Genomic DNA, 18,749 nt, shown 5'->3' with positions numbered 1-18,749 from the left:
GAAAATGTCATTGCTCGACCTTTTGAAGTCCCTCCCCCTGCCGCGCTTGTCTTCTCTGGTCCCGATGCTTATGGTGGACACTCTCATCCGTCGCCATCATTGCAAATGCCAGCGATGACGCGCCTTTATCGCCATTGATCATCGGGACACTCTCCGGCCATGTCGTTTCAATTGAGCAACAGCATGCTCGACCAACTGGTCGACTTTCGTCACACCATCCATCGCCACCCGGATTTGCCGGGACTTGAAATCGGAACAGCCAACAGGGTCGAGGCAGCACTGACTGCTTTGACACCTGACCGGCTCGTCACTGGTCTTGGCGCTTGGCAGGAACCAGACGGCAGTCAATGGGGTGGCACGGGCATTGCGGCTCTTTTTGAAGGCGAGCACCCTGAAGACGGTCCCACGCTGCTCTTTCGGTGCGAATTGGACGGGTTGCCAATCAGCGAGCAGTCTGAAGCGGCGCATCGTTCGGCGATTGATGGACAGGCTCATTCCTGCGGCCATGATGGCCATATGGCGATCATGCTTGGACTGGCAATGCGCCTTGCCACGAACAGGCCGGCGCGTGGCCGGGTGATCCTGCTGTTCCAACCAGCCGAGGAAACCGGCAAGGGTGCGCTCGCCGTTGCCAAGGATCCGGCCTTTCAGGCCTTAAAGCCGGACATGGCCTTCGCGCTGCATAATTTGCCGGGGCTTGGCCTTGGGACGGTGTGGTTGAAGGACGGCGCCATGTGTTGCGCATCGCGCGGCATGCGCATCGCGCTGGAAGGCAAGACATCGCATGCTTCTCTGCCACAAGACGGCATTTCGCCACTTGATGGAGTGATGAGGATTGTTGCCGGGCTGAAGGCTTTGTCCAATGGCCTTGATGAAGGCCAGCAGCTTGATGCGGATTTCAAGTTGGTCACCATCACCCATATCGAGATGGGGGAAGCCTGCTTTGGCGTTTCTCCCGCAAGGGCAGAGATTTGGGTGACCCTGCGCACGGTGACCGATGACGCCATGGCCGGTTTGGTGGAGGCAGCCCATTCCCTTGCCACTGAGACCGCCAAAGCGGAAGGCCTTGCCCTTACGATCAGCGAAGATGACGTCTTTGACGCCTGCACCAATGCCCCTGAAACCACCCAGATGGTGCGTCAGGCTTTGGAAGAGGAAGACATTCCCCATGCACACCAGCCGGACCCGATGCGTTTTTCAGAAGATTTTGGCATTTTTGGTCAGAGCCATCCGGCCACCCTGTTTTTGCTGGGGGCAGGCAAATCCCATCCGCAATTGCATAATCCGGATTACGATTTCCCGGACAGTTTGCTTTCAAGCGGCGTGCAGATTTTCGAGCGGATCATTCGCCAGACCCTTGGCTAACCCCTCCCCGTTTCAGGACAGATCAATCGCCGCTCCGTGGCGGTGCACCGCTTCGATGCGGGCGGCAGGCACGTCGCTGCCAGCATCATGCAGCGCGATGGTCGGCAACAGGCGGAAGGGTGCACGGGACTGTTTCTTGCCCTGAATGACAACCCGATGGGCTGCCTCTCCTTGCCGCGCGGAAAATGGCTGTACTGTGATATTGCCAAAGCGCCCCTGCATCAATTGCAGCAGTTCGGGCAACTCGTCAGCGCGCTGGACCACTGTGAAAGTGCCGCCTTTTTTCAGAATCGACACTGCCGTGCGGAACCATGGCTCCATCCCCTCATCGGTCAGCATATGGGCGGTTGCACGGGCCTCGTTGGGCGAAGTCTGAAAACGCTCAGGGCGATAATAGGGTGGATTGGCAATCACGTGATGAGCCATATTTTCCCTCAGGCCAGCCACTATCCGGGCCTCTCCACGCAAGGCAACGTCGGCATTGATGACACTGCTTTCGGCCAGGTGTTCCGCACAGCGGGTCATGTTCGCCGCGGCAATGGCAGCGACCTCGGCTTCGAGTTCCACCGCCAACAGCTTGATCCCGCTGACGCGGGCAGCAACACAAAGTCCCGCCGCACCGATGCCAGAGCCCAAATCAACCACCAGCTCCCCCGATTTGGCAGGGCAGCAGGCAGCCAGCAGAACCGCGTCGGTGCCTGAGCGATGGTGGCCTTTTTTGGGCTGCAGCAGATTGATCCGGCCACCGAGAAAGTCATCCTCACTGACCGCCAGATTCTCGGGCAGGGCGGCAGAGGACAGATTGGGGCTGTCAGGCAGCAGAGGGGCCGGGCTTTGGGGCATGAGACAGATCTTTTAATGCGGGGTCGCGGTCAGGAGGATTTCTTGGGGATTTCGGTTTCTGCGCCAAGGCCTGCATCTTCGAGCAGACGGCGGGCTTCGGCCTCGCGTTCCTCCTCGACCAGCAGACGGCGCGGCAGAATGCCGATCGAACCATCCATGATGCTCATATTGTGGTCGAGAGACTGATGCTCAATGCCCGCATCCCGCAACAAGGCTTCGGCAAAGGACAGGGTCACCATGTCATTGGTCTTGAGCAGCAATTTCATCGGAACGTTCCTTATTCCTGATCCAGGTCCAAGCAAACCATGCGTGGTCAAGATAGTGATTTGGTGTCGCGATGAAAAGAGGGCATCGTTCGGAAGGCCTGTCGGTGTCAATGCGATTCTGCTTGCCAACCGGACAGGCTGTTTGGTGACAAAAATGCCAATCCAACAACGCTTGGCCGGGGACTCAAGACCAATTGCCATTGAATTTGTGCGCATTGGCTCGCTTTTTCCTTGTCGTTATCTGGTCAGCCCCCTATTCTCGCCCCCGAATTTGACCCATACGAACATCTGGAGCCGCCGCGTGAGCGTTGTCCCTTCTCTGGACGAGACCAACAAGTCCCAAGCCAGCATTCAGCCTCTTATCGATCTTGTCAAAAGCGACATGGGTCGCGTCAATGATCTGATCCTCGAGAAAGCCGGCTCGGACGTTGAGATGATCCCCGAAGTCGCCAAGCATCTGATCGATTCCGGTGGCAAGCGCCTGCGCCCGATGTTGACGCTGGCTGCGGCCAATATGTGCGGCTATGGTGCAGACGAAATCGGCCATGTGAAGCTTGCTATGGCGGTGGAGTTCATGCATACAGCGACCCTGTTGCATGATGATGTGGTCGATGAAAGCGACATGCGCCGGGGCAAATTGGCCGCTCGCATGCTGTGGGGCAATCAGGCCAGTGTGCTGGTCGGTGACTTCCTGCTCGGTCAGGCCTTTCGGGTGATGGTCGATGTTGGCTCGCTGCGGGCGCTCGATGTGCTTTCGACGGCGGCCTGTGTGATCGCCGAAGGGGAAGTGTTGCAGCTATCTGTCGCGCAGAATATGGCCACGACCACCGAAGATTACATGAAAGTGATCGAATCCAAGACCGCCGCCCTGTTTGCCGCAGCCTGCGAAGTGGGGCCGATTTTGGCGGGCAGCGGAGAAGACAAAATCATCGCCATGCGCGCCTATGGCATGGAGCTGGGCAATGCCTTCCAATTGATCGACGATGCGCTGGATTATGGTGGTTCGGCGGCTGCTTTGGGTAAGAATGTCGGGGATGATTTCCGTGAAGGCAAGATCACCCTGCCGGTGATCAAGGCCTATGAACGGGGCGATGCAGAAGAGCAGGCTTTCTGGAAACGGGTCATGGAAGAGCGCAAGGATGTCACCGACGGCGCGCTCGATTTTGCCATGGGTTTGATGAAGAAAAGCAATGCCTTGGAAGACACGCTGGAGCAGGCCCGCAATCACGGGGCCGCCGCGATCAAGGCACTCGATGCCTTTGAGGACGGGCCGATCAAGTCCGCCCTGATCGATGCGGTCGAGTTCTGCATTTCCCGAGCGCACTGATCGGGACCTTGAACAGACACGCCTCTTTGTGGCCGAGCATCTCAAACATTCCAGCCAATAAACACCGCCCGCGAGGCGGTGTTTTGCCATCTATTTTCACGATTGGTTGATCCTTCTGGCAATCTGGTTTCAGGGGATCGAATTTATCCGAATTTCCCGCCCGACAGGGCTTGCCCGTCAGCCCTAAAAAAGCCATTCTGCATTCCTAGAAAACAGGCAGCATCCATTATTGTTCCGTCAAAGTCTTAGACATCAAGGCCATTTATATGAAGCATCCACGTCGTTCGTCCCTGTTCCGCCAATTTCTGCTTGCCGGCATTTGTGGCCTTGCATTGCTCAGCAATCCTGCTTCTGGCCGGGCTGCGCAACAGGCAATGACCGAGCTGACAGAGACGCTGGCCGACCTTCCGGTCACGCTGACGGGAAGCTATCTTTCCGCCCGCATCGCCCAGCAGGATCAGGATCTGGGCCTCGCCGCGCACTTCTTCGCACAGGCCATGGAGTTGGATCCGACCAATCCTCTGCTGTTAGAGCGAAATTTTGCCCTGACACTGGCCACCGGGCAGCATGACCTTGCCTTCAAACTGGCCGACCGGATGGAAGAAATCACCGCGCGGGAAGCGGCCAACCTGCCTGACAAGACGCAGACAGAGTCCAAAAAGGATGATCAAGGCGACGCTCCCTCTTCCATCTTTACCGGATCGGAAGCGGAATACCGGATCAAACCGATGATCTCGATGGCGCTCGGTGTCAAGGCGCTGAAGGGAAAGAACTATGCCAGTGCCGTGAAGAGCTTTGGTGATGGCCTTGACGTGATGCAAAATCACCCGGTTGATCTGCTTGGCCCCGCCCCTTTTCGGCGCTCTTTGAACAATCCGCGGCTCTTTAGTGCGTCGGCGCAGTTTGGTCCCTTTGCGGTGATTTCCCAGACTGTCTTGAAAGCCTGGTCACTGATCGGCCAGGATCGGGCAAACCTTGACGCAGCGCTCGCTCTTCTCGACACGGTCGATGAGGGCCAGGTCAATCAGTTCTTCTTCTCGATGCATTCCGGCCTGATTGCTGCCTATGCCAAAGATTATGAAAAGGCAGCCCAGCATTTGCAGCAAAGCCTTGATGCGGACCCCAATTCGCCAATCACTGCCTATGCGCTGATCAACAGCCTGCTGAAGGGTGGCAATACCGAACGCGCAACGGAGGTTTTGGCGGAATTTGACCAGAGCGCAGCCGATGAAGCGGACAAGGACTGGATTCGAAGTGCCTTTGCCGAAATGAAACCCGCGGCCAGCATGGTCCGCACGCCGCAGGATGGCGCCGCGGAACTGTTCGGCACGCTGGGTGATGCTCTTGCGCAAGAAAACGCGATTGAGGGCGGTGCGCTATATCTGCAGTTTTCGGACTTTCTGCGCGCAGATTTCGACCGCACTGAATATGCTTTGGCTCGACTGCATGAGCGGATGAAACAGGATGCCGTTGCACTTGAGCATTATGATCAGGTCACAGCCAAAAGCCCGATCCATCGCCGTGCCGTGCGTCAGTCCGGGTTCGTGCTGACCCGCCTGAAGCGCCCGGAAGATGCGATCGAGCGGCTGAACGGCTTGCTGGCGGGCGATGCATCCGATCTGGAAACCGTGTCCGTACTCTCGCGCGTCTATCAGTCCGAAGATCGCTATCGCGATGCCATCAAGGTGCTGAGCGCCGGCATCGACAGCATCAAAAGCTTACGGGACATTCATTGGTCTCTCTTCTTCCTGCGTGGCTCGGCCTATGATCAGGTCAAGGACTGGGACAACACGGAAAAGGACATGCAAAAGGCCCTCGAGCTTTTTCCAAACCAGCCCACCGTGCTGAATTATCTCGGCTATAGCTGGGTGGATCGCGGCCTCAATCTGGATCAGGCAATCGAGATGATCCGGCAAGCCGTGGCCTTGCGTCCTTATGATGGTTTCTTTGTCGATTCCCTCGGCTGGGCGCACTTCCGCCTGTCGCAGTTTGAAGAAGCCGTGAAGTTTCTTGAGCGTGCGGTTGAGCTGCGCCCGGAGGATCCAACCATCACCGACCATCTGGGCGATGCCTACTGGATGACCGGCCGCAAGAACGAAGCGCGGTTCCAGTGGCAGCGAGTCAAGACCATGTCTCCGAAGCCGGAATTGCTGGTGCAGGTGGAGAATAAAATCGCCAATGGCCTTGATGAAGGCAAACTGCCAGAAGTGAAAAAGAACTGACATCTGCCTAGAGCAATGCCAGATCAAGCCGATCCCTTTGCGGGGTCGGCTTTTTTTTCGACATCAGAGAAAGACGAACGGTTGTCATGGCGCCGATCATAGCCTTACACTGATGACAAAGAGACACACTGCTTCGCCGATGATTTGGCTGAGAATTCAGCGAACCCGTCGCACTGCAAACTGTCCAATAGCAATTTCCATCTGCACCGCATGGCCCATAGGCCTGAAGACACGGGGGGACAAGGCAAGGATGAGTGTTCAATCAACGAAACAAGCAAAACTTGTTCTGGACGCCCCGGCCAAGGTCAACCTGACGCTGCATATCACTGGACAAAGGGAAGATGGCTATCATCTGCTCGATTCTCTGGTGGTGTTTGGCGGCGCTTCGGATCGACTGGTTTTTGAACCATCAGGGCATCTTCATCTCTCGGTCGTGGGTCCCTTCGCCGAAGGGCTGCGGCAAGAACCGGACAATCTGATTGTCCGAGCCGCCCGTCTTTTGGCCAAGGAGTTGAAGCTGCCGGCACAAGCAGCCCTGACGCTGGAAAAACGGCTACCGATATCCTCTGGCATTGGGGGTGGTTCGTCGGATGCAGCAGCGGCTCTGCTTGGTCTGCTGCGCCTTTGGGAGCGGACCATCAAGGATGACAAGTTGCGGGCCATCGCGCTGAGCTTGGGGGCCGATGTACCGATGTGTCTGGAAGGCAGCTGCCTCAGGGCCGAAGGAATCGGCGATGAGATGCAACCCGGCCCCCGGATGCCACGAGACCTTGGTCTGGTATTGATCAATCCACGGGTGCCGATTTCGACGCCTAGTATTTTCAAACGTCTGAAGCGCAAGGATAATTCTCCGATGGGCCCTGTGCCATCGGCTTTCCTGTCTGCCAAAGCGCTGGCGGATTGGCTGTCAGACCAACGCAACGACCTCGAAATGTCGGCGATGGAGCAGGCCCCGATCATCGAGACGGTGCTACAAGCCCTCAATGACGACGGGGATTGTTTGTTCGCCCGGATGTCCGGGTCTGGTGCAACCTGCTTTGGGTTGTTCGCCAGCGTCAAGCATGCGGAATATGCCGCCCGCCGTCTGTCCTTCACCCATCCCAACTGGTGGGTGAGCCATGGAGGCGTTCAGTGACGCCGTCATTGGGTCTTGTCGATTTTGCCATTCGGCTCGCGGATCAGCCTCTTTTTCAAGCGATGCATGCCAGTCCAGACCAAAAGCGCCACAGGGATGACAAGCGCGGCTGACAGCATGGTTTTGCTCACGGGCAGCATTTTGGTCAGAGGCGCCAGCAAATAGCTCAACAGGCTGACTGCATAATAGGAAATGGCAACGACCGAGATACCTTCGACCGTCTCCTGCAAACGGGCCTGCTGGGCGGCTCTTGTATCCATTTTCGCAAGCAGATTGCGGTTCTGTTCAGCCGTGGTGACCGACACGCGGGTACTGAGCAAATCGGCAGCGTGGGCCGTGCGGTCAGAGATGTCTTCCAATTGGGCATGGGCGGAATGGCAAGTGCGCATACTGGGGCTATAGCGACGTTTCATGAACTCCGCGAACATTTGCCGTCCAAGGATCCGCTCTTCACGCAGCAGCTCGATGCGCTGCCTGACCAATGTCTCATAGGCCCGTGCAGCGCTGAAGCGGAAAGCTGAGCGGGCCGACAGCAAAGCCAGATCGGACGAGATATGCAGCAAATCCTCAAGGCTCTCGCCAGCGTCGCGCTGCTTGGCACTCATGGCCTCGACCGTCTCTGACAGCGACTGGTTCAACCGTCCCAACTGGCCCAGAATGTGGCGCGCGACGGGCAGCGTCAGCATTGACATGGCGCGATAGGTTTCAATTTCAAGCATCCGCTGCATGGCACGGCCGGTCCGACCCGGACCAATACCGCCATTTGCCAGCATGGCGATCCGCATATGACCGTCTTTGTCGGTGGTGAAGTCCGCGGCGATGGCGGCGGATTGATCGGTGACGAAAGCAGCGGAATATGTCGCGTTGACCCCGAACCAGTCTTCCGCCCGTTCAGACAGATGGGCATCAAGGGCTGTCTCATCGGGCACCAGGTCAATCCGGGCAGTCACAGAACTGATGATCTTGCCGTCAAAGGCGTTGAGCCATTCAGCCGCAAAATGGCGATGGAGAAAATGGGCAAAGTTGTCTTCATGCTCAACCGTCTTGCAACCGAAAAGGGTGTAGGTGGCGAACTCTGAATGATGCTCCCATTTGAGCACCATATCCCCCAAATCGGCGGAGTGATAGACGGCGTCTTCATCCGGAGGGGCGGCACCAAATCGCGCCAGAAAGGCCACAAGCTGTGCCCGGGACAGATCGGCCGTGTGGCTGCCATCCTGTTCCGGCTTCAAGGCGATATAGGCAAGCCGGCAAGGGGCTTTCAACCGCAAAAATGGCCGGGCATGCAGTTCATCGATCATTGGCTCGCGCAGGGAATGCTGCCAATTGCGCTCACCCTGTTGGATCTTTCCGGTCATCTTGGCACTCCCCTCCCTGCACTTGCAAGCCATGCTCACCCTGTCACTAAGCCCGAGGCGCGCGGCCGGGTCAACCATTCGGGACAGGTGGGACATTGCGTCGCAGGGTTAGTAGCTATGCGCATGAACCGGCATCCCGGTCCTATGTCTTCCTAGCGGGATTGCGTTTGCCTGCAATGCGCACCATCCGCTTGAAGGTCTGGCATTCCATGTGGCTGGGGGCCGGACAATCGGCAACATGGCGAAGCGCCTTGCTGAGCGCGGTCATGTGTTTGATCTGTTGATCAAGGGCATCTGCCCGGGCATGTAGCTCGTCACGCGGCAGGTCCGGCTGGCCTTCCGGGCCAAACATTCTGGCTATGTCCTCAAGAGAGAATCCGGCGCTCTTGCCAAGAGCGATGAGCGATAACTGGGTCAGCACACGCGGCTCATATTGTCGCCGGAGCCCGTTGCGTCCGACGCTTTCGATCAGGCCGATTTCTTCATAATAGCGCAGTGTGGACGAGGGCAATCCAGTTTGTTCGGAGACAGTGCCGATATCGAGAAATTTCATGCTTGACCTCAAGTTGACTTGAACTTGTAGCCTGCCATCGAAGACCAATTCATGCAAGAGGACGTGTCATGACAATAGCCTATCCAGCCCACTCGCCATCCCTTGCCCGCGACCCTCGCGTCTGGGCCTTGCTGTTTGCCGCCAGTCTGACGACCATGGCCAATGCCACCATCGCCCCGGCGCTGACCGGGCTGGAAGCCGCCTATGGCGATCAGCCCCATGCAGCCCTGTTGATCCGGCTGTTGGTGCCAGCACCATCTCTGTCGATCATCCTCTTTGCATCCATGGCCGGCATGGCGGTGGATCGTCATGGACGCAAACGAGTGCTGATGCTCGGGCTTGTCCTGTTCGTGCTGGCGGGACCTGCCGGTTATTTCCTTGAGGATCTATCGCTGATCTTTGGCACTCGGTTGCTGCTGGGGGTGGGCGTGGCTCTGATCATGACAGCGCAAACAACATTTGTTGGAGATTTGTTTACAGGCTCCCGTCGGGCCACGCTCAATGGTTTGCAGATATCGGCACGGAACCTTGGCGGTCTGGTCTTTATTGCGCTGGCCGGATGGCTGGCCGGACTGTCACCACACCTGCCCTTTCTGGTCTATGGGCTGGCGATTCTGCTCTTGCCACTGGCGGCGCTCAGCCTGCATGACATCAGCTCAGCTCATCAGAGAGAAGACGGCGCGGCGCACAGGCCGCACACCGATCCACAAGAGAGGGACAGCGAAAGTGATCATGCAGGCTGGTTCGGACAATTGCTGGCGTTGGCGACCTTGCAAGGCTTTACCAGCCTGTGCTTTTTCCTGATGCCAACCCAGCTGCCCTTTTATCTTCAGGATCTGGGCTATGACAGCGGCGCGATGACCGGCATTCTGCTTGCCGTGCTGATGTTCTTCGGAGGGGTTGCTGCGCTTTGGTATGGCTGGCTCAAGCGGCGCGTCCCTTATGTGATCGTCTTTGGCAGCGGCTATGCCCTGATGGCGCTCGGCATGGGGTTGATGGCTTTGGATGGAGGCGTGTGGGGGCTTGCATCGGGTGCGGCAAGCGTCGGATTTGGCTTTGCTCTGGTGATGCCCAATTTTGTCACTCTGATGCTGCAACTGGCGCCGGAAAGCCATCGCGGACGGGCCAGTGGCATCCTCAGCACATCAATCTTTCTGGGTCAGTTGCTCTCACCCTTGGCCAGCATACCGGTGATTACCGCCTTTGGCTTTCAGGGGGCGTTCGGGCTATTTGGCGGCATGCTGGCGCTTGTGGCGGGCATCGCTTTTGTTCAGGCCTTGCGCCCCGCATCCCCTAGATAACGTCCGAGACGGTGTCCTTGTCCTCTTCGAGCAGCAAGCGGCTGACAACAAGGGCAAGGACCGCACCCACAATCTGGCAGAGAATGAAGAGCATCGCGTCCTGAGGTCGAATGCCCGCAAAGGTGTTGGAAAAGATCCGAGCGATCGCGACCGCAGGATTGGCGAAGCTGGTCGAAGACGTGAACCAGTAGGCCGCGGTGATGTAGAGCCCGACAGCTACCGGAATGGCCTCTGGTCTGGACCGCAGGCAAACAAGGATCGTCAGCACCAGACCGACAGTCGCCGTGATTTCGGACACCCACTGGCTGGGGCCGGTGCGAAGTTTCTCCGAGATCTGGAAGACATCCAGCTCAAACATATAATTTGCCAGCCAACAACCCAGAATGCCACCAAGAATCTGGGCTGTCACAAAGGCCCCGGCTTTGGAAAGGGCCAGTTCCTTGCGCAAGGTGAAGACCAGCGTCACTGCTGGATTGAAATGCGCACCGGAGATCGGCCCCAGCATGGTGATCAGGACAAACAGGATCGCCCCGGTGGGAATGGTGTTGCCCAGAAGGGCAATGGCGACATTTCCGCCTGCCAGATTTTCCGCCATGATGCCGGAGCCAACGACGGTGCAGACCAGCGCTCCGGTGCCAAGGCACTCTGCTGCCAATTGCGCTCTGTTGCTCGATGCCATTAGCGCGGCCCTCCGGTTGCGCCGGAAAAGCTGCCAATATCAGCCATGGAAGCGGCTATTTCTTGACGGGACATCTGTTCAATTGGCAACGAGACAAAGCGGCCAATCCGGTCGGACATTTGCGCATAAGCGGTGAGAAAGGCCAATTTCATGTCCTTGTCATCACCGGAGGCGGCTGCCGGATCGGGAATGCCCCAATGGGCGGTGGCGGGTTTGCCGGGCCAGATTGGGCAGGCTTCGCCTGCGGCATTGTCGCAGACTGTGATGATGTGATGCATCTGGGGTGCAGTTTCCGCAGCGAACTCATCCCAACTCTTGGAGCGAAAGTCAGAAAGGTCGAACTGCTGGCTTTGCAGGAGACCCAACGCCCATGGGTTCGGCTCGCCCTTTGGCTGGCTGCCGGCGGAAAAGGCCGTGAAGCGACCTGCACCAACCCGGTTCAGAATGGCTTCTGCCAGAATTGACCGGGCTGAATTGCCGGTACAAAGGAAAAGAATGTTCTGCATCATCTTGGTTCCGAAAAAGGGTGGTCCGCCATTTGGGCCAACCCGGACTGTCATCATCTTTGTGTTCTGTCTTTTCGCTCAATCAGCGCCAATCAGGCAGACGAGCCAGCACCCAGGCGCAAGCTCTCCAGCAGACTCTTTGGCATGCAGGCCTCGGGCATGGCGTTGCAGCAGTCATCCAGTAGGAAAAGCAGCAGGTTGCTAAGGCTTTCCGGCACGATCCGGTAGGTGATGTTGCGCCCTGAACGCTCAGAAGTAATCAGTCCGGCACGACTGAGGATCGCCAGATGGGTCGACAGGGTGTTGTGCGGGGTGCCCAGATGTTTGGCCAGTCCCCCTGCCCCGATCCCCTCGTCTCCCGCCACCGATAGAAGGCGGAACGCTTTGAGCCGGGTTTCCTGTCCAAGGGCCGAGAGGATCATCAAGGCCTGCTGCTGCGCAACCAGGGCATTTTCTTCACGACAGTCCGCCTCAAGGCGCGCTTGATCCACGAGGTCTGTCTGCGCGGCCTCATTTGCTGTCTTGGTTGCCTGTCGTTGGCGTTCTGCCATCTTGTTGCCCCACCATTTGCGATCGTTTTGTCGACATTTATCGACGATTAATGACAGTCCCATGACAAAAGCAGACGGCAAGACCTGCATCCCCGTCTTGATGATCGCAGCATCTAGCCTATTGGAGAGATGCGGATGAGGGCAGTTTGTCATATTGCATTGCAGCAATCGCTTGACTATAGTCACCAATCCGCAGCTCTGCCCCGACCGTTGCCGCCAACCTTGCTTGTGCACGACCAAGGCCAAACTTGGCGAAACCGGCAGAAAAAAGAGAATTTCACGACTTTCGTCTTGATCTGGTCGGTCAGGCGGGTACACAAGTCTCGGAAGCAGAGAGGAATGTGGCATGGGTCAATCGACCAACGGGGCGACCAACGGGGCGACCAACGGGGCGACCAACGGGCCGACCAAATGGGTCTATAGCTATGGCGGTGGGCAAGCCGACGGGCGCGCTGACATGCGTGCGTTGCTCGGCAGCAAGGGCGCGCATCTGGCTGAGATGAGCAATCTGGGACTGCCAGTGCCACCGGGCTTTACCATTACCACCGCGCTCTGCACCCATTATCTGGCCACCGACCATTCCTATCCTGATGACCTTGGACCACAGATCGAAGAAGCGCTTGAACGGCTGGCACAGCTGTCCGGGCGGCGCTTTGGCTGCATCAAGCAGCCGTTGTTTCTGTCTATCCGTGCGGGCGCTCCGGAAACCATGCCCGGCATGATGGAGGCAATTCTCAATCTTGGCCTGAATGACGAAACCGTCGAGGTCCTGGCGAAAGAGACCGATAATGCCCGTTTTGCCTATGACAGCTATCGCCGCTTCATCCAGATGTATGGCGACATGGTGCTGGGCATCGATCAGAATGAATTCGAGGATATTGTCGAAGAGGTCAAGGACGAGCGCGCGCTTTTCTATGATACCGAACTGAGCGCAGACGACTGGAAAGGCATCATTGAGCGCTACAAGGCGCTGATCCTGCAGGAACTCGACGAGCCGTTTCCGCAAGATGTTCGGGCGCAATTGTGGGGCGCGATCGGAGCGGCCTGTTCCTCTTGGATGAGTGCGCGGGCCATCACTTATCGTCGGGTCCATGATATTGCCGAGGATTGGGGCACAGCAGTCAATATTCAGGCGATGGTGTTTGGCAATCTGGGCGAAAGCTCGGCCACGGCCGTCGCCCATACCCGTGATCCGGATACCGGCGAAAAACGCCTGACCGGCAAATATCTGCTCAATGCGCAAGGGGAAGACGTCCTTGAAGGCAACCGGACGCCGTATGAACTGACGCTGGACGCCCGGCTTGCCAATGGCTCACCAGAGCCGAGCATGGAAGAATTGATGCCTGAGCCCTTTGCCCGCTTCCGGGCAATCTGCGACCAACTGGAGCATCATTATCGCGACATGCTGGAGCTGGAATTTACCATCGAGGGTGGTCAGCTGTGGATCCTGCAAAAACGCACCGCCAAGCGAACCTCCAAGGCAGCGCTGCGGATTGCGGTCGATATGGCGCTCGAAGGACTGATCTCCAAGGAAGAAGCCGTGATGCGGGTCGATCCGCGATCACTGGACGAATTGTTGCATCCAACCCTGTCGGAAAGCGCCGAACGGATCGTCATTGCCAAGGGTTTGGCAGCCTCACCGGGCGCGGCATCGGGCCATCTGGTCTTTGAGACAAAGGATGCGGAACTCTTTACCAGCAATGGCAAGAGGGTCATTCTGGCACGAACAGAAACCAGCCCTGAAGATGTGCACGGCATGCATGTGGCGCAAGGCATTGTCACCGCGCGTGGCGGCATGACCAGCCATGCGGCAGTGGTTGCCCGTGGCATGGGCATTCCCTGTGTCAGCGGTGCGGGCATGATCCGCATCAACTATCAGGATGAAACCCTGACCGTTGGCGCAGAAGTGATGCACAAAGGAGATCTGATCACCCTTGACGGGCGCAGCGGCGAGGTGCTCAAGGGCGAAGTTCCGATGGAGAAGCCGGAACTGACCGACGAGTTTGCCACCCTGATGGAATGGGTTGATGGCATCCGTCGCCTCAAGGTGCGCTGCAATGCCGAAACCGTTCAGGATGCGAAGGCTGCACGGGATTTTGGTGCAGAAGGCATTGGCCTTTGCCGCACAGAGCATATGTTCCTGCAGGAAGGCCGGATTTCGGTGATGCGCGAAATGATCATCGCCACCGACGCCCATGATCGCGAACGGGCACTGAACAAGCTTCTGCCGATGCAACGAGCCGACTTTGCCGCGCTGTTTGAAACCATGGCAGGCTTCCCGATCACCGTGCGTCTGCTCGATCCTCCATTGCACGAATTTCTGCCAAGTGAGCCAGGTGATATCGCCAAGGTGGCGCGCGCTGTTGGGGTGGCCGAGGATGTGCTGGCCAGTCGGATCCACGCATTGCATGAGTTCAATCCGATGCTTGGTCATCGCGGTTGTCGCCTTGCCATTTCCTATCCCGAAATGGTAGAAATGCAGACCCGCGCCCTGTTTGAAGCTGCCCTTGAGGCTGCCGAGAAAACCGGCAATCCCGTGCAGCCGGAAATCATGGTGCCTCTGGTCTCGATCAAGGAAGAGCTGGAATTCGTCAAGGCCCGGATCGATGCCACGGCGAAAAAGGTGATGAAGAAGAGCGGCAAGGAACTCAGCTACAAGATCGGTACGATGATCGAGTTGCCTCGGGCTGCCTTGCAGGCGCGCAAAATCGCAGAGTCTGCGGAATTCTTCTCCTTTGGCACCAATGATCTGACCCAGACCACCTATGGCATCAGTCGCGATGATGCGGCGCGCTATATCTCGGATTATTTGCGGGCTGGTGTGGTCGAGCAGGATCCGTTCATCTCGATTGATGTGGATGGGGTTGGCGAATTGATGGAAATCGCCGTCGAGCGGGGTCGTTTTGCCCGGCCAGATCTGACGATTGGAATTTGTGGTGAGCATGGGGGCGAACCGGCTTCAATCGACTTCTGCGAAAAGATCGGGCTTGATTATGTCTCCTGCTCGCCTTTCCGCGTGCCCATTGCCCGTCTGGCGGCCGCGCAAGCGACGCTGAGACGGCACCAGCGGACGTGAGCCTTACGGATTGAAACCATGGCCGAGCAAGATCTTGTAGGCAAAAAACTGTTTATCAGCCTCACCTATGTCGATGCAGACGGCAAAGTCATCGACTGGCTGGAGACCCATGGCCCGATTACCGAAATCCAGTCGGACAATGTGATCATCGAGCAGGCCAATGGTGAGGGACTGATTGCCATTCCCAATGACCCGGAAGGCATGGAGATCGCCGAGGATGGCGAGTGCCAGATGATCGAGAGCGGGGCAATTGTAGAGGTGGACTATATTTCGTCCTGGACGATCCAGTTGGATCCGTCCGATCCCTTAAGCCTGCTGGATGACAGTCAGTTCGCGACCCTTCACTGACCGGGCGACCAAAGCGGTCGACTCTCACCAATTTTGAAAATCACGCCTTCAGAGCGGCCTTTTTGGCTGGCCATTGCAGCCTGAAAGGCCGCTTTTTGTGTGCGCCCCGTTTCTTCGGACAGGGCATAAGTGCCCCAATGGCTGGCAATGATCTTGCGGGCCCCCATCTTGCGGGCGATGCCAATGACGCCGCCGGGTGTTGTGTGAAAGGCGCGATTGAAGTGCTGCGGCTGGTAGCCACCGACAGGCACGATGGCGACATCGACCGGCCCGTAGCGACGGGCAATGGATTCATAGACGCTGCCAAGTGCAATATCGCCCGACAAATAGAGCTTGCGCCCGTTGTGGCTCAGGACATAGCCCCCCCATAGGGCTGTATCGAGGTCGAATGGCGGACGCCGGACACCATGAATGGCGGGCACAAAATCGATCCCAACAGCCCCGATCTGCCGCCTGTCGTACCATGCCACTTCATTGATGGGGGTATGTTTGATAGCCCTCATCATACGTGCAGTCCCTTCGGGCACGATGATCTGCATGCGCGGAAATTTCTGCCTCAACATCTTCAGGCTGGTCAGATCAAGATGATCATAGTCCGCATGGGTGATCAGCACCGCATCAAGACGATCAAGCCCCAGAATCGGATCGCGCCAGTTGGGCAGGGTTGGCACAAGGCGTCCAATGGCAGCAGGCGACAGGCCAATGCGGCGGGCAATGGTCGGGTCGGTCAGGATGCGCTTGCCGCCGATATTGATCAGAAAAGTTCCATGGCCGAACCATGTGAGACTGTCCGGCTGATGCAGGGCTTGCCGGAACTGCTGATTGGCCGTCTCTTCGTCCATCACATGATGATCAGGCAATCCTTCCTTGCCCGGATAGCCTCCGAAGAACAGCTTCAGGCTGTGGCGAGCCCAATCAAATTTGGTTGCGGTGGGCTGATAGGTTGCGCCGATATTGCGGTAGAGCGTTTCATCCTCATCCAGTTCATGCGGCTCGGCCACCCACGCTCTTGGCTTGAGCGCACCCTCCCCATGCGAGAGGGTTTTGCAGGCTGTCAGAGCCATTGCGGAAAACAGCAACAAGACAATTGAAAACCCGACATCTAGCCATGATCGGCGCGCCTCTGAAGAGGGCCAGCCGGGGACTGAGGGGAGCCTAAACATACAAAACCATCTCTAACAAAATATCCGGTCATCATACATTTTGGATCGAGATGAGCAATCCTGCACTTGTTCGGACCAGCGTGGAATATTGAAATCATCCAAACCCTATGTGGACAAGGGGTTGCGCGTTCTTCTCGCTTCACGAAGCTAAAATTCAGTAATAATTATTGACTACCTCATATTTTTTGACATAATTTATTGACGCAGAGAGAAATTCAGTCAAGTTAATCAATTGGACGGCAATATGATGGAAATATTCCTGAAAGGCGGATTGATCGGTCTGGCGATTGCTGCACCAGTCGGGCCAATCGGATTGCTTTGTATAAGGAGAACCTTGCGTGACGGGCGTCTGGTCGGACTGGCGACCGGGTTGGGGGCTGCCACAGCGGACGGGTTTTACGGACTGGTGGCAGCAACCGGGCTGGCCGTGTCCGGACTGTTGATCAGCCACGGAGACTGGATGCGGATCGGCGGTGGCTTGCTCATTCTTTATCTGGGTATTGCGACCTTTCGGCGTGGCCTTGACGTCCAGCCGCATGATCCGGCCAAAGCACCCGCAGGGCATGCCCCATTGAAAGCCTATGGTACGACTTTTCTTCTCACCCTGTCGAACCCGTCAACCATCCTCGCCTTTGTCGGCATGATTTCAGGTCTGACCGTGGGGGCAGCGGCAGGGAAAGGGGCTGCTTACTGGCTGGTGTTCGGCGTCTTCAGCGGATCGGCGCTTTGGTGGCTGTTTCTGGTGTCGATGACAGCGATGATGCGCCACTTTGTGTCCGATGGGCTGATGCGGATGATCGACTTTCTGTCCGGTGCGATCCTTGCTGTCTGGGGGGCATGGATGGCTTGGCAAGGGAGTTCGGCCTTAAGCCTATGGTAGATTAGAAGCGCCTTTCCACATGTGCTAGAGGTTGAAGACAGCACATTTTCAAGGCCATTCCAGCAGCAGAGGTCAGACCCTCGTGGCAAAGCCCCACCCCCTCACGCTTGACAGCATCCGACAAGGCGGCAAACGGGCTCTTGCCCGTGCCCTCAGCGACATCGAGGCCCGCGACGGCAGTCCGGATGTCGCCGCCTTGCTGGATGACGCGACCAGAGCAGCTGCAGCGCATGTGGTTGGGCTGACCGGACCGCCCGGCGTGGGCAAGTCGACCCTGACCAATGCACTCATTCGTCATTGGCGCGCCGCAGACCTGAGCGTTGGGGTGATTGCTGTCGATCCCTCTTCGAAATTCACCCGCGGGGCCTTGCTCGGCGACCGAACGCGGCTCGATACCGATCCGGGGGATCAGAAGATTTTCGTTCGCTCGATGGCGGCGCGGGATCGACTTGGCGGCCTTTCTCACGAGGCACTGGCTGCCATCGTGCTGATGCGGGCCGTGTTTGATCGGGTGATTGTGGAGAGCGTCGGCATCGGTCAGTCGGAGGCGGACATTGCCTATGCAGCGGATACGATCATTTTGTGCATCCAGCCCGGCTCAGGCGACAGTTTGCAGTTCATGAAGGCCGGGGTGATGGAATTGCCCGATATTGTCGCTGTAACAAAGGCGGACATGGGAGCGCCTGCCCGGCGCGCCGCCGCAGATGTCGAAGGTGCTTTGTCTCTGGCCCTGCGCAAGGCAGAAAGCTGGAGCGTGCCGGTGCTGTTGGTCTCCGCCACCGAAGGGGAGGGTTTGGAAGCCTTGGTCAAAGCGGTTCAGCACCATTATCATCATCTATGTGAAGGGGGCCGACTGGCGAGGCAACGAGCGTCACAAACCAGAGCATGGTTGATTGACCGGATCCGCTGCAAATTCGGAAGTTTTGGCCTGACGGTGGTTGATGCAGATGCCGTTTTATCGCGATCCAATGGTCCCTTTTCCGCCGATTCAAATATTACAAAGACCCTTTCCGACCGTTTGACGGGTGCGTAAAAGACACGTCGTGGCGGCTCAGACCCGAAATTCAGGCGGCAATACACGCCTATACACAAGAAATTTACATCACTCACAAGCGCGATTTGCCTATTTTCGTACAGTTGCAGAAATGACCGATTACGCCCGCAAATGCGTAGATA

The 18,749-nt window shown here is 57.4% G+C and carries 17 protein-coding genes; 9 read left to right on the top strand and 8 right to left on the bottom strand.

Going from position 1 to position 18,749, the window contains the following annotated elements:
* Positions 1 to 159 precede the first annotated feature (159 nt).
* Positions 160 to 1,365 (top strand): amidohydrolase, encoded by a 1,206-nt coding sequence (locus tag DSD30_RS11735; protein WP_114009884.1) that lies wholly within the window; start codon positions 160 to 162, stop codon positions 1,363 to 1,365.
* 12 nt (positions 1,366 to 1,377) lie between these two features.
* Here DSD30_RS11735 and DSD30_RS11730 read toward each other — a convergent pair whose 3' ends face one another.
* Both DSD30_RS11730 and DSD30_RS11725 read right to left on the bottom strand, forming a co-directional pair.
* A complete protein-coding gene (locus DSD30_RS11730; RefSeq protein WP_114009883.1) occupies positions 1,378 to 2,208 on the bottom strand; it encodes a tRNA1(Val) (adenine(37)-N6)-methyltransferase in 831 nt (276 codons plus the stop codon).
* 29 nt (positions 2,209 to 2,237) lie between these two features.
* Positions 2,238 to 2,474, bottom strand: coding sequence for a putative signal transducing protein (locus DSD30_RS11725; RefSeq protein ID WP_114009882.1), 237 nt, complete (start codon positions 2,472 to 2,474; stop codon positions 2,238 to 2,240).
* 301 nt (positions 2,475 to 2,775) lie between these two features.
* Between DSD30_RS11725 and DSD30_RS11720 the strand changes: the two genes are divergently transcribed.
* From DSD30_RS11720 to DSD30_RS11710, 3 genes are all read left to right on the top strand, one after another.
* Positions 2,776 to 3,801 carry a polyprenyl synthetase family protein gene (locus DSD30_RS11720; RefSeq protein WP_114010409.1) on the top strand — a complete coding sequence of 342 codons (1,026 nt, stop codon included), beginning with the start codon at positions 2,776 to 2,778 and terminating at the stop codon, positions 3,799 to 3,801.
* 266 nt (positions 3,802 to 4,067) lie between these two features.
* A complete protein-coding gene (locus tag DSD30_RS11715) occupies positions 4,068 to 6,023 on the top strand; it encodes a tetratricopeptide repeat protein (RefSeq protein WP_114009881.1) in 1,956 nt (651 codons plus the stop codon).
* A gap of 250 nt (positions 6,024 to 6,273) precedes the next feature.
* Complete coding sequence (locus DSD30_RS11710) at positions 6,274 to 7,158, top strand: 4-(cytidine 5'-diphospho)-2-C-methyl-D-erythritol kinase (RefSeq protein ID WP_114009880.1); 885 nt, start codon at positions 6,274 to 6,276, stop codon at positions 7,156 to 7,158.
* A 5-nt stretch (positions 7,159 to 7,163) separates the two neighbouring features.
* Here the strand turns inward: DSD30_RS11710 and DSD30_RS11705 are convergent, their stop codons facing one another.
* Both DSD30_RS11705 and DSD30_RS11700 read right to left on the bottom strand, forming a co-directional pair.
* Complete coding sequence (locus DSD30_RS11705; protein ID WP_157967672.1) at positions 7,164 to 8,516, bottom strand: DUF3422 family protein; 1,353 nt, start codon at positions 8,514 to 8,516, stop codon at positions 7,164 to 7,166.
* A gap of 142 nt (positions 8,517 to 8,658) precedes the next feature.
* Positions 8,659 to 9,069, bottom strand: coding sequence for a helix-turn-helix domain-containing protein (locus DSD30_RS11700; protein WP_114009878.1), 411 nt, complete (start codon positions 9,067 to 9,069; stop codon positions 8,659 to 8,661).
* A 68-nt stretch (positions 9,070 to 9,137) separates the two neighbouring features.
* Between DSD30_RS11700 and DSD30_RS11695 the strand changes: the two genes are divergently transcribed.
* Positions 9,138 to 10,370 carry an MFS transporter gene (locus DSD30_RS11695; RefSeq protein WP_114009877.1) on the top strand — a complete coding sequence of 411 codons (1,233 nt, stop codon included), beginning with the start codon at positions 9,138 to 9,140 and terminating at the stop codon, positions 10,368 to 10,370.
* Here the strand turns inward: DSD30_RS11695 and DSD30_RS11690 are convergent.
* From DSD30_RS11690 to DSD30_RS11680, 3 genes are all read right to left on the bottom strand, one after another.
* Positions 10,363 to 11,049 (bottom strand): aquaporin, encoded by a 687-nt coding sequence (locus DSD30_RS11690; protein ID WP_114009876.1) that lies wholly within the window; start codon positions 11,047 to 11,049, stop codon positions 10,363 to 10,365. The genes DSD30_RS11695 and DSD30_RS11690 overlap by 8 nt on opposite strands.
* Entirely contained in the window at positions 11,049 to 11,555 is a 507-nt protein-coding gene (locus DSD30_RS11685) for an arsenate reductase ArsC (protein ID WP_245418453.1), read from the bottom strand. Before DSD30_RS11685 ends, DSD30_RS11690 begins: the two co-directional genes overlap by 1 nt.
* Positions 11,556 to 11,647: 92 nt before the next feature.
* On the bottom strand, positions 11,648 to 12,106 hold the full coding sequence (locus DSD30_RS11680) for an ArsR/SmtB family transcription factor (protein WP_245418452.1): 459 nt from the start codon (positions 12,104 to 12,106) through the stop codon (positions 11,648 to 11,650).
* A 346-nt stretch (positions 12,107 to 12,452) separates the two neighbouring features.
* Between DSD30_RS11680 and ppdK the strand changes: the two genes are divergently transcribed.
* A complete protein-coding gene (gene ppdK / locus DSD30_RS11675) occupies positions 12,453 to 15,182 on the top strand; it encodes a pyruvate, phosphate dikinase (RefSeq protein ID WP_114009875.1) in 2,730 nt (909 codons plus the stop codon).
* Positions 15,183 to 15,200: 18 nt separating this feature from the next.
* Positions 15,201 to 15,530 (top strand): hypothetical protein, encoded by a 330-nt coding sequence (locus DSD30_RS11670; protein WP_114009874.1) that lies wholly within the window; start codon positions 15,201 to 15,203, stop codon positions 15,528 to 15,530.
* Here the strand turns inward: DSD30_RS11670 and DSD30_RS11665 are convergent.
* Positions 15,524 to 16,531 carry an MBL fold metallo-hydrolase gene (locus DSD30_RS11665; protein ID WP_157967671.1) on the bottom strand — a complete coding sequence of 336 codons (1,008 nt, stop codon included), beginning with the start codon at positions 16,529 to 16,531 and terminating at the stop codon, positions 15,524 to 15,526. The two genes, DSD30_RS11670 and DSD30_RS11665, sit on opposite strands and share 7 nt — an antisense overlap.
* 406 nt (positions 16,532 to 16,937) lie before the next feature.
* Here DSD30_RS11665 and DSD30_RS11660 point away from each other — a divergent pair, with 406 nt between their 5' ends.
* Positions 16,938 to 17,573 carry a LysE family transporter gene (locus DSD30_RS11660; protein ID WP_157967670.1) on the top strand — a complete coding sequence of 212 codons (636 nt, stop codon included), beginning with the start codon at positions 16,938 to 16,940 and terminating at the stop codon, positions 17,571 to 17,573.
* An 82-nt stretch (positions 17,574 to 17,655) separates the two neighbouring features.
* Positions 17,656 to 18,606: a methylmalonyl Co-A mutase-associated GTPase MeaB gene (gene meaB / locus DSD30_RS11655; protein WP_198662928.1), complete on the top strand. Its 951-nt coding sequence runs from the start codon at positions 17,656 to 17,658 to the stop codon at positions 18,604 to 18,606.
* The last annotated feature ends 143 nt before the right edge of the window (positions 18,607 to 18,749 follow it).

Origin of the sequence: Cohaesibacter intestini (genome assembly GCF_003324485.1) — a bacterium.
GTDB classification, from domain to species: domain Bacteria; phylum Pseudomonadota; class Alphaproteobacteria; order Rhizobiales; family Cohaesibacteraceae; genus Cohaesibacter; species Cohaesibacter intestini.
Note: the sequence above shows the minus strand (reverse complement) of the source record. Positions and strands in the feature narration are given on the sequence as shown.

Bases quoted from the DNA above. Each gene is read 5' to 3' on its own strand.
- ppdK (WP_114009875.1), top strand. From the start codon at position 12,453: ATGGGTCAATCGACCAACGGGGCGACCAACGGGGCGACCAACGGGGCG.
- DSD30_RS11680 (WP_245418452.1), bottom strand. From the start codon at position 12,106: ATGGCAGAACGCCAACGACAGGCAACCAAGACAGCAAATGAGGCCGCG.
- DSD30_RS11690 (WP_114009876.1), bottom strand. From the start codon at position 11,049: ATGGCATCGAGCAACAGAGCGCAATTGGCAGCAGAGTGCCTTGGCACC.
- DSD30_RS11670 (WP_114009874.1), top strand. From the start codon at position 15,201: ATGGCCGAGCAAGATCTTGTAGGCAAAAAACTGTTTATCAGCCTCACC.
- DSD30_RS11660 (WP_157967670.1), top strand. From the start codon at position 16,938: ATGATGGAAATATTCCTGAAAGGCGGATTGATCGGTCTGGCGATTGCT.
- DSD30_RS11715 (WP_114009881.1), top strand. From the start codon at position 4,068: ATGAAGCATCCACGTCGTTCGTCCCTGTTCCGCCAATTTCTGCTTGCC.
- DSD30_RS11705 (WP_157967672.1), bottom strand. From the start codon at position 8,516: ATGACCGGAAAGATCCAACAGGGTGAGCGCAATTGGCAGCATTCCCTG.
- DSD30_RS11735 (WP_114009884.1), top strand. From the start codon at position 160: ATGTCGTTTCAATTGAGCAACAGCATGCTCGACCAACTGGTCGACTTT.
- DSD30_RS11685 (WP_245418453.1), bottom strand. From the start codon at position 11,555: ATGCAGAACATTCTTTTCCTTTGTACCGGCAATTCAGCCCGGTCAATT.
- DSD30_RS11725 (WP_114009882.1), bottom strand. From the start codon at position 2,474: ATGAAATTGCTGCTCAAGACCAATGACATGGTGACCCTGTCCTTTGCC.
- DSD30_RS11710 (WP_114009880.1), top strand. From the start codon at position 6,274: ATGAGTGTTCAATCAACGAAACAAGCAAAACTTGTTCTGGACGCCCCG.
- DSD30_RS11695 (WP_114009877.1), top strand. From the start codon at position 9,138: ATGACAATAGCCTATCCAGCCCACTCGCCATCCCTTGCCCGCGACCCT.
- DSD30_RS11730 (WP_114009883.1), bottom strand. From the start codon at position 2,208: ATGCCCCAAAGCCCGGCCCCTCTGCTGCCTGACAGCCCCAATCTGTCC.
- DSD30_RS11700 (WP_114009878.1), bottom strand. From the start codon at position 9,069: ATGAAATTTCTCGATATCGGCACTGTCTCCGAACAAACTGGATTGCCC.